The sequence below is a fragment of the Roseibium algae genome (assembly GCF_037783265.1).
Classification (GTDB): Bacteria; Pseudomonadota; Alphaproteobacteria; order Rhizobiales; family Stappiaceae; genus Roseibium; species Roseibium algae.
Genome location: NZ_JBAKIA010000009.1, coordinates 72,796 through 88,575 on the forward strand (window position 1 = coordinate 72,796; position 15,780 = coordinate 88,575).

The following is a 15,780-nucleotide window of genomic DNA, read 5'->3' on the forward strand; positions in this document are numbered from 1 at the left end:
TTAACGTCATGGTCCGCCGTTTCAGCCAAAGAAACTGTGGTGTTTAGCCGCAAGAACAACGAAAGAAAGCAAGCCAGATGCCCAGTAAAAAGGCTCCAAACCCCATTGATATCCATGTCGGTAGTCGCGTTCGTCTGAGACGTATGATGCTTGGCATGAGCCAGGAAAAGCTAGGTGAAGCTCTCGGAATCACGTTCCAGCAGATCCAGAAATATGAAAAAGGTACCAACCGTATCGGTGCCAGCCGTCTGCAGCATATTGCTACAGTTCTGAAGGTTCCAGTTGCGTTCTTCTTTGAAGATGCTCCTGGCACACCTGATGAAGGAGAAGGCTTTGGCGAGACCCGCCCAACGTCTTATGTCGTCGATTTTCTATCTTCTTCCGAAGGCCTGTCTTTGAACAAGGCATTCGTTCGCATTGAGGATCCAAAGGTCCGGCGCCGGATCGTGGATTTGGTGAAGTCGCTGGCTGGCGACGACTCATAATCTCAATTGTAGCTTGACGTAGCCAATAACTTTTTGGATTGATGTCGCTGGGAGCGGTGGCCAATGTCATCGCTCCCGTCATTTTAATTCCCAGAAGGACGCTTGCCAATGGCTCGTCAAGATTATCTCTTTACCTCTGAATCGGTTTCGGAAGGTCATCCAGACAAGGTCTGCGATCGCATTTCCGATGCTGTGGTTGATGCATATCTGGGCGTTATGCCCGATGCGCGCGTGGCCTGTGAAACCCTTGCGACGACGAACCGGATCGTCATTGCAGGCGAGACTCGCGGCCCTGACACGATCACTAAGGACCACATCGCGCATTTGGCGCGCATGGCGGTAAGGGATATTGGTTACGAGCAGGACGGTTTTCATTGGCAAAATTGCGACGTGGCCGTTCATCTGCATGCGCAGTCTGCAGAGATCGCTCAGGGCGTTGATGCCAACGAGAACAAAGATGAAGGCGCTGGTGATCAGGGCATCATGTTTGGATATGCCTGCCGTGAGACACCGGAACTTATGCCGGCTCCAATTCTCTATTCTCACCGTATTTTGCAGAACCTTGCAGATGCGCGCAAATCTGGCGCTGCAGCTATGCTTGGACCGGATGCCAAAAGTCAGGTTACGATTCGCTATGTTGGCGGCAAGCCAGTTGGTGTGTCTTCCCTGGTGCTGTCCACCCAGCATTTGGATGCGTCCCTGACATCAGATGATGTTCAGGCTATCGTTAAGCCCTACATTGAATCGTCGCTGCCTGATGGCTGGTTGACGGATGAGACCATATGGCACGTCAATCCGACGGGCGCTTTTGTCATCGGCGGTCCTGATGGGGATGCTGGTCTGACGGGTCGAAAGATCATTGTGGATACCTACGGTGGGGCTGCTCCGCATGGTGGCGGTGCTTTTTCCGGTAAGGATCCGACAAAAGTGGATCGCTCGGCGGCCTATGCTGCACGCTACCTGGCCAAGAACGTTGTGGCGGCCAATATGGCAGAACGCTGCACGATCCAGTTGTCCTATGCCATCGGCGTGTCTGATCCGCTTTCGGTCTACGTTGATCTGCATGGCACAGGCGAGTGCGACGAGGCGAAGCTTGAAAAAGGCCTTCGCGACGTTATGGGTCTCAGCCCGCGTGGCATTCGGGAGCATTTGAACCTGAACCGGCCGATCTATGAGCGGACTGCTGCCTATGGCCACTTTGGTCGTGAGCCTGATGCTGATGGTGGCTTCTCTTGGGAAAAGACGGATTTGGTTGACGCCCTGCGTACGATTGCAGGATAAAGCGGTCTAATTAGATAACCGCAGAACTTTTGTCGTCGGCCCATATTGGGCCGGCGACTTGATTCGAGACGCTATGACGGAACGTTACGAAGGTTCCTTTTTCGGACGCCGAAAAGGAAAAGCGCTGAGTCCAACCCGAATTCAGCGCGTAGAGAATGCGATGCCTGAGCTGGGGCTGGACCTTTCTGTGTCTACGCCGGAAAGCGCGCTCAATCTGTTCGATGCGCCTGTGTCTAGTGTTTGCCTTGAGGTCGGTTTTGGGGCAGGCGGACATCTGCTCCACCGTGCGCGTGAAAATCCTGACATTGGATATATTGGTGTAGAGCCATTTGTCGGCAGCATGGCGAAGGTTGTCACGACGGTCCTGGCTGAAGGCCTCACCAACATACGCCTTTATGACGATGACGCGATCAAGGTGTTGGATTGGCTGCCTGAAGGGTCAATTGACCTTGCCTATCAGCTGTATCCGGATCCCTGGCCCAAGAAACGCCACTGGAAGCGCCGCTTCATCAATGAAAAGAACCTGGATCGGTATGCCAGAGTGTTGAAGTCCGGATGTGAGTTCCGCTTTGCCAGCGATATTGACACTTATGTGGATTGGACACTGAAGCGGTGCCGTAAACACGAGAATTTCGAGTGGACCGCGGAAACAGCCTCAGATTGGACGCAGCCTTGGAAGAACTGGCCGGGCACGCGCTATGAAGCCAAAGCCGTTCGGGAAAATCGGGTGCCGCGGTATCTTACTTTTTTGCGAGTCTGACTTTCTTCATGAGCAGCCGGCTCAATTCCGGCTTGCCCCTTGCGTTCCCAAGTGGTTTGACTGTATACAGCCGTTGTTTCATCTCAAACGGCTTATATGAGCGGTGTGAGAGTGGGCCCCTCCGGGACCCGCTCCGTTGGTGCTTACAAAGAGCCTTGAGATATAAGAGACGAGGTGGCGTCGGAGAACGGCAGTCACTGGACAGGAGTTTGGTGTGAACGCACACGAAGAACGCATCGTGAAAGAGCAGGGGCTTGATGCCCGTGTTGCTGCCATTGTTGAGCCGGTGATTGAAGATCTCGGGTACCGGTTGGTGCGCGCCCAGGTGAACGCGTCAAATGGCTGTACATTGCAGATTATGGCTGAGCGTCCGGATGGCACGATGGCCGTTGAGGATTGCGAGGCAATCAGCCGGGCAGTGTCGCCTGCACTCGATGTTGATGATCCGATTACGCGGGCTTATCATCTGGAGGTTTCATCTCCAGGCATTGATCGGCCTTTGGTGCGCCCAGGAGATTTCGAACGCTGGGCAGGGCATGAGTTGAAAGCTGAAATGTCTGTCATGCAGGACGGGCGCAAGCGCTTTCGCGGAATTTTGACTGGCCTGAATGGAGAGTCTGCTGTGGTCCGGTTGCCGGATGTACGTGAAGGTGATCCAGATACGGTTGAGCTGCCGCTTGCAGAAATCAGTGAAGCTCGGTTGGTTTTGACAGATGATTTGATTACGGCTGCTTTGAAGGCGGAAAAAGCGGCACTTGCCGCCCGTTCGGATGAGCAGACCGACGGGGACAACAAGCCCAACTAAGCGGTGTACCCGCAGGGTTAGGAACGAAACGCGCCAAGCAAGACTTAAAGACAGGGCGCGAGAGGAGTTGATTGAATGGCTATCAGCGCGAACCGGCTGGAACTGCTGCAAATTGCAGACGCGGTTGCCAGGGAAAAGTCGATCGATCGCACCATTGTCATTACGGCAATGGAAGATGCGATCCAGAAGGCTGCCCGGTCTCGTTACGGTACGGAAACCGAGGTGCGCGCCGAGATCAATTCAAAGACCGGCGAGATCCGCCTTCAACGTTTGCTGCAGGTTGTTGAAACGGTTGATAACGTTTCAACGGAAATTGCTCTGGTTGAAGCTCTGGCGCGGAACCCGGAAGCAACAATCGGTGATTTCATTGCCGAGCCATTGCCGCCTTTGGACTTCGGCCGTATTGCAGCGCAGTCTGCAAAGCAGGTGATTGTTCAGAAGGTTCGCGAAGCCGAGCGTGATCAGCAGTTCGATGAATTCAAGGACCGCGTTGGCGAAGTTGTTAACGGTGTGGTCAAGCGTGCCGAATATGGCAACGTGATTGTCGATCTTGGTCGCGGTGAAGGGATCGTTCGTCGTGACGAATTGATCCCGCGTGAAGCATTCCGCACTGGTGATCGTATTCGTGCTTATATCTACGATGTGCGCCGCGAACAGCGTGGACCACAGATTTTCCTATCGCGGACCCATCCACAGTTCATGGCGAAGCTCTTCGCTCAGGAAGTTCCTGAAATCTACGATGGCGTGATCGAAATTCGGTCTGTTGCCCGTGATCCAGGTTCCCGTGCCAAGATCGCGGTGATTTCCAATGACGGGTCGATTGATCCAGTGGGTGCCTGTGTGGGGATGCGCGGTAGCCGTGTTCAGGCTGTCGTTGGCGAGTTGCAGGGTGAGAAGATTGACATCATTCCTTGGAATGATGAACCAGCCACTTTCATCGTCAACGCGCTCCAACCGGCAGAAGTTGCCAAGGTTGTTCTGGATGAGGACGCTGAACGTATTGAAGTTGTCGTTCCTGATGAACAACTAAGTCTTGCGATTGGTCGTCGTGGCCAGAATGTAAGGCTTGCCTCGCAGTTGACTGGCTGGGCGATTGACATCATGACGGAGCAGGAAGAATCCGAGCGCCGACAGAAAGAATTCCAGGAACGCTCGAATCTTTTCATGGACGCTCTTAACGTTGATGAGATGGTAGGTCAGCTTTTGGCAACTGAGGGCTTTACGGCGGTCGAGGAAGTGGCCTATGTCGAGCTTGACGAAATTTCGACGATTGAAGGCTTTGACGGCGATACAGCTGATGAAATTCAGGCGCGTGCCCGTGACTACCTTGAAGAGAAAGAAACCAAGCTGGATCAGGAGCGCCGCGATCTTGGTGTTTCAGACGATCTGCGGAGCATCGATGGCCTCACGACAGCGATGCTTGTCGCTCTCGGAAAGGATGATGTGAAGTCGGTTGAAGATCTTGCGGGCTGTGCGACAGATGATCTGGTAGGATGGACCGAACGCAAGGACGGTGAGACCAAGCGCTATGAAGGTGCTCTGAGCTCATACGAAGTTTCTCGGGCCGATGCTGAGTCAATGATCATGTCTGCGCGCTTGCAGGCTGGCTGGATCACGGAAGACGATCTGAAGGCCAACGAGACAGTTGCAGAGGATGCTGAAGCGGGAGCTTCGGAGGATGACGCAGTTGAAGAAGCCCCTGCTGGAGCAATTCTCAAGGGGTAAGGTGCACGCTAACGGACGTTTCGACTGGAGATAACTGGTGCCGAAGAAAAATGAGCCGACCGAGCGGCAATGCGCCGTGACCCGGGAGGTTCAGCCGGTTGATCGCATGATTCGTTTCGTCCTTGATCCGAAGGGGCAGGTTGTCCCGGATCTTAGACGAGTGCTCCCCGGTCGCGGGGTTTGGGTTACGGCGGCAGATGAAATCATCTGCAAGGCCGAAAAAGAACGGAAACGGGTTTTCGGGCGCGGCTTTAAATGTGAAGCAGCGGTTGAGCCAGGGCTTTCTGGGCGTATTGATGCGCTCATGGTACGGGCGGCGTTGTCTGCCTTGTCTATCAGCCGTAAGGCTGGAGGGCTTGTAACGGGGTTTTCGAAAGTTGGAGCCGCCCTTCGGCGTGATCCTGTGTTGGGGCTGATCCATGCGTCGGATGCAGCTGATGACGGGATCAGGAAGCTGTCAGGGGTGGTTGCGAGCCGAAATGAGACTGCAAACGGGCCACAGGTCGTCCGTTTGTTCGATTCGACTCAATTGGATTTGGCATTGGGTCGGTCAAATGTGATACATGCTGCACTGCTTGCGGGTCAGGCGAGCGAAAACTTCCTGTCGCGAGTACGCGAATTGGAGGATTTCCGGTCGAATTCCGCCATAAAAGATTTAGGCAAGGCAGCTGGTGCAGTTGCGCAGGACTGAAGGCAATATGAGCGATACGAAGAATCCAGACGACAAGACAGTTAGTGCCGAGCGCAAAACGCTTGGCCTCAAGCGGGGTGGTGGCGATCAGGGAACCGTTCGCCAGTCCTTCTCGCATGGCCGGACGAAGGCCGTCGTCGTGGAGAAAAAGAAGCGTCGTGTCGTCGTGCCTGGGCAGCAGCCCAAGGTCGAACAACCCGTGCTTCAGACACAGCGGCTGGATAAGCCGGCTGAAGTTGCTCCGCGCAAGCCTCAGCCAGATGCACAGCAGGCAGCACGTCGTGCTGCTGGCGCTTCTGGTCAGCGGCAACAAAAGGGCGGTGCTGTTCTTCGCACCCTGACCAAGGATGAAGCAGCGGCTCGTTCCGCCGCTCTCAAAATGGCTCAGGTTCGTGAAGTCGAAGAGCGCAAGCAGGCTGCCATTGATGCGAAGCTGCGCGCCGAACAGGATGCGATTCGCAAGGTTGAAGAAGAAGCTCGCCTGAAGGCCGAAGAAGAAGCTCGTGTCATTCGTGAAGCCGAAGAAGCCAAACAGGCTGCTCTGAAGGCTGAAGCAGATGCCAAGGCTGCAGCTGAAGCCAAGTCTAAGCCGCAGCCTGCTGCGACAAGACCAGCTACGGCGGCACGCCAGCCTGCAGGTGCGCGCCCAGCAGGACCACGCGCTAACACTCCGGCGCCTGGTCCTGCAGACGGACCGCCACCAACTGACGAAGAGGGCCGCAACAAAGCGATGCGTCCGGTCAAGCGTCAGAAGGTCGCTCCGGCACCAACAACGACACGTCCGCGCACTGGCGATGACCGCCGTCGGTCCAAGTTGACGATTTCAGCAGCGACAGGTGGAAGCAACGATCAGCGCTCCCGCTCTCTTGCGTCCTTGCGCCGTCGTCGTGAAAAAGAAAAACGTGGTGGCCAGCAGGTCGTTCGTGAAAAGGTTCTGCGCGAAGTTATTTTGCCTGAAACGATTACCATTCAGGAATTCGCCAACCGTATGACAGAGCGTGCTGTTGATGTGATCAAGATCCTGATGAAACAGGATCTGATGCTCAAGATCACGGATGTGATTGACGCGGATACTGCTGAGCTGATTGCTGTTGAAATGGGACACACGGTCAAGCGCGTGTCTGAGTCGGATGTTGAAACCGGTCTCTTCTCTGAACCAGATTCAGTAGAAACCTTGCAGGCACGTCCACCTGTCGTCACCATCATGGGTCACGTCGATCACGGTAAGACATCGCTTCTTGATGCGCTTCGTAACTCCAGGGTTGTGACTGGTGAAGCTGGCGGCATTACGCAGCATATTGGTGCTTACCAGATCGAACAGGCTGGCAATAAAATCACCTTCATCGATACACCGGGTCACGCCGCGTTCTCGCAGATGCGTGCTCGTGGTGCCAAGTCTACCGATGTCGTGATCCTGGTTGTTGCTGCTGATGATGGCGTCATGCCGCAGACCAAGGAAGCCATTGCGCATGCACAGGCTGCCGATGTTCCGATTATCGTCGCGATCAACAAGATGGATAAGCCTGGTGCTGATCCGAGCCGTGTTCGCACCGAACTGCTTCAGGATTCTATTGTTGTGGAAGCGATGGGCGGCGAAGTGATTGATGTAGAGGTCTCCGCCAAGGAAGGCACGAACCTCGACAAGCTGCTGGAAATGATCCTGTTGCAGTCTGAAGTTCTTGAACTTAAGGCAAATCCGGACCGGACAGCTGAAGGGATCGTCGTTGAAGCACAACTGGATCGCGGTCGTGGTCCTGTTGCAACCGTTCTGGTTCAAAAAGGCACTCTTCGTCCTGGCGACATCATTGTTGCCGGTTCCGAATGGGGCCGTGTTCGTGCCATGCTCGATGAGTCTGGCAACCAGGTGAAGGAGGCGGGTCCTTCCAAGCCGGTCGAAGTTCTCGGTTTCCAGGGAACACCAGCAGCTGGCGATATGGTTGCTGTGGTCGAAAACGAAGCACGTGCTCGTGAAATTGTTGAGTATCGTCAGCGTCAGCTCCGGGAAAAGGCTTCTGTGGTTGCTTCTGGTGCCCGCGGGTCACTTGAAGAGATGATGAACCGTCTTCAGGACACTGGTCACAAGGAATTCCCGCTTGTCCTCAAGGGCGATGTGCAGGGTTCTGTTGAAGCTATTGTCCAGGCACTCAAAGAACTTGGAACTGACGAAGTCAGCGCACGTATTTTGATGTCAGGTGTCGGCGGGATCACTGAAAGTGATGTAACGCTGGCTTTGGCTTCCAAGGCACCGATCATCGGGTTCAACGTTCGTGCCAACAAGCAGGCGCGCGAAGCAGCGCGTCGCGACGGTATCGAAATCCGCTACTACAACATCATTTATGATCTTGTAGATGACATAAAGGCAGCCATGTCTGGCCTTCTGTCTCCAGAACGTCGCGAAACTTTCATCGGGAATGCGGAGATCAAAGAGGTCTTCAACATCTCCAAGGTTGGCAAGGTTGCTGGTTGTCTGGTTACCGAAGGTATCGTGGAGCGCGGGGCCGAAGTACGCCTCATTCGCAACGACGTTGTCATTCACGAAGGCAAGCTGGGCACGCTCAAGCGCTTCAAAGATGAAGTCAAGACGGTCGAATCCGGCCAGGAATGCGGCATGAACTTCGTCAGCTACCAGGATATGCGCGCTGGCGACGTTATCGAATGCTTCCGCGTCGAGCATCTCGCAAGATCGCTATAGAACGACAAGTGAACTGAAAATAAAGACGCCGGCGCAGCAACATAAGCGGCGCCGGCGTCTTGCATTTAGCGTTGGAAGGCCAACGTCGTTCGAGCAAGGCTCGGACTGTTATCTAAAATGAGGCGGTGTTCATTCTAAGAGGAATGACGCTCCGAAAACGGATTGAGACATCATGGCACGACCACAGGGACAAGGCGGCAAGGGGCCGACACAGCGCCAGTTGCGCGTTGGTGAACTGGTTCGCAAGGAACTGTCGGAAATTTTGACGCGCGGCGAACTCGCGGATCCCGATCTGGAAGGCGTCATCGTCACCATTCCTGAAGTTCGCATGGCACCGGACCTGCGTCTGGCAACATGTCTCTTCATGCCCCTTGGCGGAGGCGATGCGAAGAAAGTTGAAACGGCCCTTAACCGGTCAGCAAAGCACCTGCGCGGTCTTGTGTCTCGTCGCATGACGATGAAATACAGCTCTGATCTGCGTTTTGTTCTGGACACTCGATACGACGATGATGACCGCATCGAAACATTGCTGCAGTCACCTGTTGTTTCGCGTGATCTGGATGCAGACGACGCAGAGTGATATGGGCATCAGCCTGAGCGCATAGCGCCAACGTTACAAAGCTCCACGAACGGAAAATATATGGCGCGGCAGCAGCAACGCAAGAAGCACCGGAACGCTATCAACGGCTGGTTGGTGCTGGATAAGCCTTACGGCATCACCTCGAATGACGCGCTTGGCAAAATCAAGCGCATCCTGCATCCGCTTAAAGTCGGACATGCCGGAACACTAGATCCCAGAGCCTCCGGCTGTTTGCCGCTGGCGTTTGGCGAAGCCACCAAGACGGTTTCATTCGTCATGGATGGCCGGAAAGTATATCGTTTTGAGGTGACTTGGGGCGCAGAGACAACCACGGATGACACCGAAGGTGAAGTGGTCGCGTCCTCTGATGTACGCCCAGGTGCCGAAGATATTGAAGCCGCACTACCGGAATTCGTTGGCACGATCATGCAGGTTCCGCCAATCTTCTCGGCCATCAAGGTCGATGGTGAGCGGGCTTATAATCTGGCGCGTGACGGCGAAGACGTTCAGCTTGAGGCACGTCCCATCGACGTTCACAGGCTATCGCTTGTGGAATGCCCGACAAAAGACCAGGCCATTATTGAAGCCGAATGCGGCAAGGGTACTTATGTGCGTGCGCTGGCCCGTGATCTTGGTCGGCGGCTTGGAACAAGAGGTCACGTGACTGAACTGCGCCGCCTTCTGGTTGGACCTTTTGGCGAAGAGGACATGGTCACCCTGGACGAATTGCTTGAAGCGTCCGAAGGGTTGGAAGAAACCGACAGCGTAGATGCGCTGGTGAGCGAGTTCATCCTGCCAGTTCGTGATGCCATGGAAGACCTTACGGAGGTGCCCGTGTCTCTTGAGGATGCGTCTAGAATTCGAAAGGGTCTGGACATTTTGTTGCGTGGACGCGAAGCACCGCTGAACTGTGAGACGGCATTCACTAGTCATGCAGGCGTTCCGGTCGCCCTCGGAACTGTCGAGCGAGGTCGCTTCCAGCCGAACCGTGTGTTTAACCTATAGGGAGGGATTTTTCTGATCTCAGAGAAAACCCTTCCCTTTCCATGCGTTTTCCGCCATATATCGCCGCTATCGGGCCAATTGGCTCTGATCGTCCGGATGAACCTTTGCTGACCGACATCTCGGCTCTGGTGAAAATACGGATTTGGCCGGCTTGCCGGCAACCATCTCGTGCCGGGTTAACCGGCCATATCTCTGAAAGGAAAGAGGATGTCGATTACTACTGAGCGCAAAGCTGAGTTGATGAAAGAATACGCCATCAAAGAAGGCGATACAGGTTCTCCCGAAGTTCAGGTCGCTATCCTGACCGAACGGATCAACAACCTGACTGGTCACTTCAAGGATCACGGCAAGGATAACCATTCCCGTCGCGGCCTTCTGAAGATGGTTGCAACGCGTCGTTCGCTTCTGGATTATGCCCGTGGCAAGAGCGAAGAGCGTTACAAGACATTGATCACGCGCCTCGGCATTCGCCGCTAAAAGGCTCGCAGTTTCAAAAGACCGAAACATCGTTCGCAGATTCTTTTGATCGCTCTGGCGGTTCATTCGGATTGGACGTTGCTTTATGGATTTGAGTGCGGCGGGCAGATTTGTCCGCCGCGTTTTTTTGAGCGGTTCCATTTCAACGGAATCCGCACTATATGAAGTCCGGAACTGTCATGGGGCAGGATTGCTGGCTGTTTTTGGCTTTTGGCGAAAAGAAGCTTGTCGTCTTGCCCGTGACACGTTCGATCGGTAACCGGCCCATACGGGGCCGACCGATACTAGGTTTCTGCGCACGATGTGAGTTGCCTTTCGCGCAGGAGACAAATCTGTAAGGAATCATGATGTTTGATGTTCATCGTGTAGAAGTTGAGTGGGGCGGTCGTCCGCTCGTACTCGAAACGGGCAAAATTGCCCGTCAGGCTGATGGCGCCGTTCTGGCGACCTATGGCGAGACAAAGGTTCTTGCCACCGTTGTATCCGCGAAATCCCCTACACCAGGTCGGGACTTCTTTCCGCTCACCGTGAACTACCAGGAAAAGGCATATGCCGCTGGTAAGATCCCGGGTGGCTTCTTCAAGCGTGAAGGCCGTCCGTCAGAGCACGAAACCCTGACGTCCCGCCTGATTGACCGTCCTATTCGTCCGCTCTTTGCCGATGGCTACAAGAACGACACTCAGGTCGTGATCACAGTCCTGTCCCATGACATGGAAAATGCTCCAGACATGTTGGCGATGGTTGCCTCTTCTGCAGCCCTGACCCTGTCTGGCGTTCCGTTCATGGGCCCAATCGGCGGCGCACGCGTTGGCATGATCAATGGTGAGTTCGTTTTGAACCCACTAATCGACGACATGAGCGAATCCGCCTTGGATCTGATCGTTGCAGGAACGCAAGATGCGGTTCTGATGGTTGAGTCCGAAGCCAAGGAACTTGACGAAGCAACAATGCTTTCAGCCGTGATGTTCGGTCATGCTGGTTTCCAGCCTGTGATCGATGCGATCATCAAGCTTGCTGAAACAGCTGCTAAAGAGCCTCGCGAATTCTCTATGCCTGACCACTCCGCTCTTTACGAGAAGGTCAAGGGCATGGCTGCCGATGCACTGAAGGCAGCTTATGCCATCACCGCAAAGACAGAGCGCAAGAACGCGATTGATGCTGCCAAGGCAGCCGTCGTTGAAGCGCTGATCACCAATGGCGGTGATGATGCACCAGAAGCTGCTGTCTTGAGCGGTGAATTCAAGCATCTCGAAGCTGAAATCGTTCGTGGCGCCATTCTGGACACTGGTTCGCGGATCGATGGTCGTGACCTTTCAACAGTTCGTGCGATCACGTCCGAAGTTGGCATTTTGTCGCGTGCTCACGGTTCGGCTCTGTTCACACGCGGTGAAACTCAGGGCCTCGTGGTTGCCACTCTCGGCACAGGCGAAGATGAGCAGTTTGTTGACGCGCTCGAAGGCACCTACAAGTCCCATTTCATGCTGCACTACAATTTCCCACCATACTCGGTCGGTGAAACTGGGCGTATGGGCTCCCCAGGGCGTCGTGAAATCGGTCATGGAAAGCTGGCATGGCGCGCAGTGAACCCAATGCTGCCGTTGCATCATGAATTCCCGTACACCCTTCGCGTTGTGTCGGAAATCACTGAGTCCAACGGTTCGTCTTCCATGGCGACTGTCTGTGGCACGTCCCTGGCTCTGATGGACGCTGGCGTCCCGCTCAAGGCTCCTGTTGCAGGTATTGCAATGGGTCTGATCAAGGACGGCGAACGCTTTGCGGTTCTGTCAGATATTCTGGGCGACGAAGATCACCTCGGCGATATGGACTTCAAGGTAGCGGGTTCCGAAAACGGCATCACCGCACTGCAGATGGACATCAAGATCCAGGGCATCACCGAAGAGATCATGAAGGTCGCTTTGGCACAGGCCAAGGACGGTCGTATCCACATCCTGAAAGAAATGGCCAATGCGATCACTGAAGGGCGTGCCGAGCTTGGCGAACATGCTCCGCGCATCGAAGTGATGAAAATTGCAGTCGACAAGATCCGTGAAGTTATCGGTTCAGGCGGCAAGGTCATCCGTGAGATCGTCGAAAAGACCGGTGCAAAGGTTAACATCGAAGACGATGGCACGGTCAAAATCGCTTCTTCTGATGGCAAGGCCATTCAGGCTGCAGTTAACTGGATCAACTCCATTGCTGCTGAGCCAGAAGTTGGCGTGATCTACGAAGGTACAGTTGTGAAGTGCGTCGATTTCGGTGCCTTCGTGAACTTCTTCGGCGCAAAGGACGGTCTGGTTCATATCTCCCAGCTCGCTCCGCGCAAGGTTGCCAAGGTCACTGACGTGATCAAAGAAGGTGATAAGGTTTGGGTCAAGCTCATGGGCTTCGACGAACGTGGCAAGGTTCGCCTGTCCATGAAGGTTGTTGATCAGGAGACTGGCAAGGAACTCGAGAAAGAAGCCGAATAAGGCATGATCTTCTCAAAGGTGTTTTGAGGCAGGGCGGGATCGGCAACGATCCCGCCCTGTTTTCATTTAAAAGACGTAATTACGTTCCTATGGTTTTCCGCAGAGCGCTCTCTCATTGTTGAAACAGGCTATTTCACCAATGACAGGTTTTGCTCTGTGGCCGAGAATGCTGTTATACGGCAGCAACTGAAAATTGAATGAGGTTTGGCATGAGCGATATGCGGCTTGTCGTGGTTGGAGCTGGTGGCCGAATGGGCCGGGCTTTGGTGCGGGCGGTAACGGAAACCAACGGTGCCCGTGTTAGCGGTGCGGTTGAACGCGAAGGGTCTGAATTCCTCGGTGCTGATGCCGGCGAATTGGCCGGTGTTGGCAATCTGGACGTTTCGATTACCTTAGATCCGCAAAGTGCCTTCGCTGCAGCTGACGGCGTTCTTGATTTTACCGCGCCAATGGCGTCGCTTGCATTTGCGAACTTGGCCGCTGAAGCGAGCATCGTACATGTGATCGGAACAACTGGCTGGGCTGAAGGTGAGGATTTGCCACTACATGACGCCGCACGCCAGGCTCGGATCATTAAATCTGGCAATATGAGCCTTGGTGTTAATCTCCTGGCAGCGCTTGTAAGAAAAGCCGCTCAGGCTCTGGATGAGGACTTCGATATTGAAGTTCTGGAGATGCACCATAAGCACAAGGTTGACGCTCCCTCGGGCACGGCTTTGTTGCTGGGTGAGGCCGCTGCTGAAGGCAGAGACATATCTTTGGCGGATCGCTCTGTGCGCTCCCGTGATGGCATAACCGGAGCTCGAAATGCTGGAGATATTGGGTTTGCCACCCTGCGCGGGGGATCTGTTATAGGCGAGCATTCAGTGATTTTTGCAGGTGAAGGGGAGCGGATTGAGCTGACCCACCGGGCTGAAGATCGCCAACTTTTTGCAAAAGGTGCTGTTAAGGCAGCGCTTTGGGGCTTTCATCAAAAGCCAGGCTTTTATTCGATGGCCGATGTTCTTGGCCTGAACGACTGACATCTTACTGACGAACTGGGGAAATCAATCATGGAACGTCTCTTGGTGCTTGTTCGCCACGGCCAAAGCGAATGGAATCTGAAGAACCTTTTTACTGGCTGGAAAGATCCTGACCTTACGGCGCAGGGCGTCGAGGAAGCCAAGACCGCAGGCGCTCAGCTGCGCGACATGAAGCTTGAGTTTGATGTGGCCTATACATCGGTTCTGCAGCGGGCACAGAAGACGCTGACGATCATTCTGGAAGAGCTCGGCCAGCAAGGCTTGGAAACAATCAAGGACCAGGCTCTGAACGAGCGTGATTACGGTGATATAACCGGCATGAACAAGGATGAGGCGCGAGAGCAATTTGGCGAAGAACAGGTTCATATCTGGCGTCGCTCCTTCGATGTTCCACCTCCCGGTGGCGAAAGCCTCAAAATGACAGCTGAGCGCGTGCTTCCCTATTATCGCCGGGAAATCCTGCCGCAGGTGCTGTCTTCAAAGAGGACAATCGTCGCAGCTCATGGCAATTCCCTACGTGCGTTGATCATGGAACTGGAAAAGCTGTCACCTGAAGAAATCCTCAAGCGCGAGCTTGGAACCGGCACACCGGTGATCTATCGGTTGAATGAAGATGGCGAAGTTGTCAGCGTAGAAGACCTTGCAGGGTAATTTGTGTAAGAGTTTTTTAAAAAAAAAGGCGGCCATTTTGGCCGCCTTTTTTCATTCTTAATTTCTAACGCAGGAGTTTTAGATTTCCTGTCAGCGAGCGGACCCATTTTTCGGGACCGGCCAGTCCAAGTCCGTCAAGGGGCTCTATACTGAGATCCTTGTCCGGAAAGGCTACTTCATAGTCGGCGTAGGAATGGAGGGACCGTGCAAAGGCAGGGAAGGGAACGATTGCTGCTTCATTGGTCTTTAGTGCCTTGAGAAGCAGTTCCGATAGGACTTCCTGACCAGCCTGAAGGATAGGCACGGGCCGGTTGGACGAAATGTCGATAGTCCGGCCTTCTGTATCTGTCAGCTGGAGGTTGCCGAGGATCGGAAGTTTGGCGCCGATGCCAACTGAAATTGCCGCGACCGTATTGGCGAGTAAGCCAATAGGAAGATCTGGTCGGGAGATGATGGCAATTCGCAAATCTGTCGACATGCTTGGCGTCCTTGATGGGGAAATAACTCGCCAAAACTATGTGATAGTATGAGGTTATTCATGCCTATTTACCCAGTTATAGATTATTAATAGGTAGATCCTATCTAAAATCACAATAATTTCGGTGAAAAATGCCTTCAAAGAAACTATCTGACGCGGATCGGCGAATTCTCAATGCTCTGCAGAAAGACGGACGCTTGACCAATCAAGCGCTTTCCGAAGATGTTGGTCTGTCTGCTTCACCGTGTTGGCGCCGTGTTCGCCAACTAGAGGAAGTCGGGGTTATTCAGAACTACCGTGCCTCGCTTGATCGTACTCAGATTGGCCTTGGTGTTCTTGCCTTCATACGGGTCAAGATCGATAGCCATAGTGAAAGCGAAGCCGAAGAATTTTCCCGGCAGATTTCAGAGCTTGAGGAAGTGGTTGCCTGCTACAGCATCGCTGGAGATGCGGATTTTCTGGTCCAGGTGGTCGCTGAAAATCTGGATCGATATTCGGATTTTGCCATGTCTGTGATCCGACGTCTTCCAGGTATCAAGGAAATGCAGACGACCTTTGTCTTGAAAGAACTCAAGCAATTTCATGGGTTCCCGGTCGGCTTAGATCGAAAGGTTTGATAATAAAAAAGCCGCATCCAGAAATTTGGACACGGCTTTCTCA

The 15,780-nt window shown here is 54.0% G+C and carries 15 protein-coding genes; 14 read left to right on the forward strand and 1 reads right to left on the reverse strand.

Annotated elements, in window-relative coordinates; all coding sequences use genetic code 11:
• The first annotated feature begins 77 nt into the window (after nucleotides 1-77).
• The 13 genes from V6575_RS13555 (at nucleotide 78) to V6575_RS13615 (ending at nucleotide 14,642) form a co-directional block, all read left to right on the forward strand.
• On the forward strand, nucleotides 78-485 hold the full coding sequence (locus V6575_RS13555) for a helix-turn-helix domain-containing protein (protein WP_340275012.1): 408 nt from the start codon (nucleotides 78-80) through the stop codon (nucleotides 483-485).
• Nucleotides 486-593: 108 nt separating this feature from the next.
• Entirely contained in the window at nucleotides 594-1,766 is a 1,173-nt protein-coding gene (gene metK / locus V6575_RS13560) for a methionine adenosyltransferase (RefSeq protein WP_340275014.1), read from the forward strand.
• Between the two features lie 73 nt (nucleotides 1,767-1,839).
• Entirely contained in the window at nucleotides 1,840-2,526 is a 687-nt protein-coding gene (gene trmB / locus V6575_RS13565) for a tRNA (guanosine(46)-N7)-methyltransferase TrmB (RefSeq protein WP_340275016.1), read from the forward strand.
• 214 nt (nucleotides 2,527-2,740) lie between these two features.
• Nucleotides 2,741-3,331, forward strand: coding sequence for a ribosome maturation factor RimP (gene rimP / locus V6575_RS13570; protein WP_340275018.1), 591 nt, complete (start codon nucleotides 2,741-2,743; stop codon nucleotides 3,329-3,331).
• Nucleotides 3,332-3,406: 75 nt separating this feature from the next.
• Entirely contained in the window at nucleotides 3,407-5,056 is a 1,650-nt protein-coding gene (nusA, locus tag V6575_RS13575) for a transcription termination factor NusA (RefSeq protein WP_340275019.1), read from the forward strand.
• A gap of 37 nt (nucleotides 5,057-5,093) precedes the next feature.
• Complete coding sequence (locus V6575_RS13580; protein WP_340275020.1) at nucleotides 5,094-5,747, forward strand: RNA-binding protein; 654 nt, start codon at nucleotides 5,094-5,096, stop codon at nucleotides 5,745-5,747.
• Between the two features lie 7 nt (nucleotides 5,748-5,754).
• Nucleotides 5,755-8,439, forward strand: coding sequence for a translation initiation factor IF-2 (infB, locus tag V6575_RS13585; protein WP_340275022.1), 2,685 nt, complete (start codon nucleotides 5,755-5,757; stop codon nucleotides 8,437-8,439).
• 172 nt (nucleotides 8,440-8,611) lie between these two features.
• Nucleotides 8,612-9,019, forward strand: coding sequence for a 30S ribosome-binding factor RbfA (gene rbfA, locus V6575_RS13590; protein WP_340275024.1), 408 nt, complete (start codon nucleotides 8,612-8,614; stop codon nucleotides 9,017-9,019).
• A 60-nt stretch (nucleotides 9,020-9,079) separates the two neighbouring features.
• Nucleotides 9,080-10,024 carry a tRNA pseudouridine(55) synthase TruB gene (truB, locus tag V6575_RS13595; protein WP_340275026.1) on the forward strand — a complete coding sequence of 315 codons (945 nt, stop codon included), beginning with the start codon at nucleotides 9,080-9,082 and terminating at the stop codon, nucleotides 10,022-10,024.
• A gap of 207 nt (nucleotides 10,025-10,231) precedes the next feature.
• Entirely contained in the window at nucleotides 10,232-10,501 is a 270-nt protein-coding gene (rpsO, locus tag V6575_RS13600) for a 30S ribosomal protein S15 (protein WP_340275027.1), read from the forward strand.
• 347 nt (nucleotides 10,502-10,848) lie between these two features.
• Nucleotides 10,849-12,969 carry a polyribonucleotide nucleotidyltransferase gene (gene pnp, locus V6575_RS13605; protein ID WP_340275218.1) on the forward strand — a complete coding sequence of 707 codons (2,121 nt, stop codon included), beginning with the start codon at nucleotides 10,849-10,851 and terminating at the stop codon, nucleotides 12,967-12,969.
• 209 nt (nucleotides 12,970-13,178) lie between these two features.
• Nucleotides 13,179-13,991: a 4-hydroxy-tetrahydrodipicolinate reductase gene (dapB, locus tag V6575_RS13610; RefSeq protein ID WP_340275029.1), complete on the forward strand. Its 813-nt coding sequence runs from the start codon at nucleotides 13,179-13,181 to the stop codon at nucleotides 13,989-13,991.
• A gap of 27 nt (nucleotides 13,992-14,018) precedes the next feature.
• Nucleotides 14,019-14,642, forward strand: coding sequence for a 2,3-bisphosphoglycerate-dependent phosphoglycerate mutase (locus tag V6575_RS13615; protein WP_340275220.1), 624 nt, complete (start codon nucleotides 14,019-14,021; stop codon nucleotides 14,640-14,642).
• A gap of 64 nt (nucleotides 14,643-14,706) precedes the next feature.
• On the opposite strand, the gene V6575_RS13620 is transcribed toward V6575_RS13615, so the two are convergent.
• Complete coding sequence (locus V6575_RS13620; RefSeq protein WP_340275031.1) at nucleotides 14,707-15,120, reverse strand: DUF2000 domain-containing protein; 414 nt, start codon at nucleotides 15,118-15,120, stop codon at nucleotides 14,707-14,709.
• A gap of 131 nt (nucleotides 15,121-15,251) precedes the next feature.
• Between V6575_RS13620 and V6575_RS13625 the strand changes: the two genes are divergently transcribed.
• Complete coding sequence (locus V6575_RS13625) at nucleotides 15,252-15,737, forward strand: Lrp/AsnC family transcriptional regulator (protein ID WP_340275033.1); 486 nt, start codon at nucleotides 15,252-15,254, stop codon at nucleotides 15,735-15,737.
• The last annotated feature ends 43 nt before the right edge of the window (nucleotides 15,738-15,780 follow it).

Coding starts and splice junctions, on each gene's coding strand:
- V6575_RS13555 (WP_340275012.1), top strand. CDS start 78: ATGCCCAGTAAAAAGGCTCCAAACCCCATTGATATCCATGTCGGTAGT.
- metK (WP_340275014.1), top strand. CDS start 594: ATGGCTCGTCAAGATTATCTCTTTACCTCTGAATCGGTTTCGGAAGGT.
- trmB (WP_340275016.1), top strand. CDS start 1,840: ATGACGGAACGTTACGAAGGTTCCTTTTTCGGACGCCGAAAAGGAAAA.
- nusA (WP_340275019.1), top strand. CDS start 3,407: ATGGCTATCAGCGCGAACCGGCTGGAACTGCTGCAAATTGCAGACGCG.
- infB (WP_340275022.1), top strand. CDS start 5,755: ATGAGCGATACGAAGAATCCAGACGACAAGACAGTTAGTGCCGAGCGC.
- rbfA (WP_340275024.1), top strand. CDS start 8,612: ATGGCACGACCACAGGGACAAGGCGGCAAGGGGCCGACACAGCGCCAG.
- truB (WP_340275026.1), top strand. CDS start 9,080: ATGGCGCGGCAGCAGCAACGCAAGAAGCACCGGAACGCTATCAACGGC.
- rpsO (WP_340275027.1), top strand. CDS start 10,232: ATGTCGATTACTACTGAGCGCAAAGCTGAGTTGATGAAAGAATACGCC.
- pnp (WP_340275218.1), top strand. CDS start 10,849: ATGTTTGATGTTCATCGTGTAGAAGTTGAGTGGGGCGGTCGTCCGCTC.
- dapB (WP_340275029.1), top strand. CDS start 13,179: ATGAGCGATATGCGGCTTGTCGTGGTTGGAGCTGGTGGCCGAATGGGC.
- V6575_RS13620 (WP_340275031.1), bottom strand. CDS start 15,120: ATGTCGACAGATTTGCGAATTGCCATCATCTCCCGACCAGATCTTCCT.
- V6575_RS13625 (WP_340275033.1), top strand. CDS start 15,252: ATGCCTTCAAAGAAACTATCTGACGCGGATCGGCGAATTCTCAATGCT.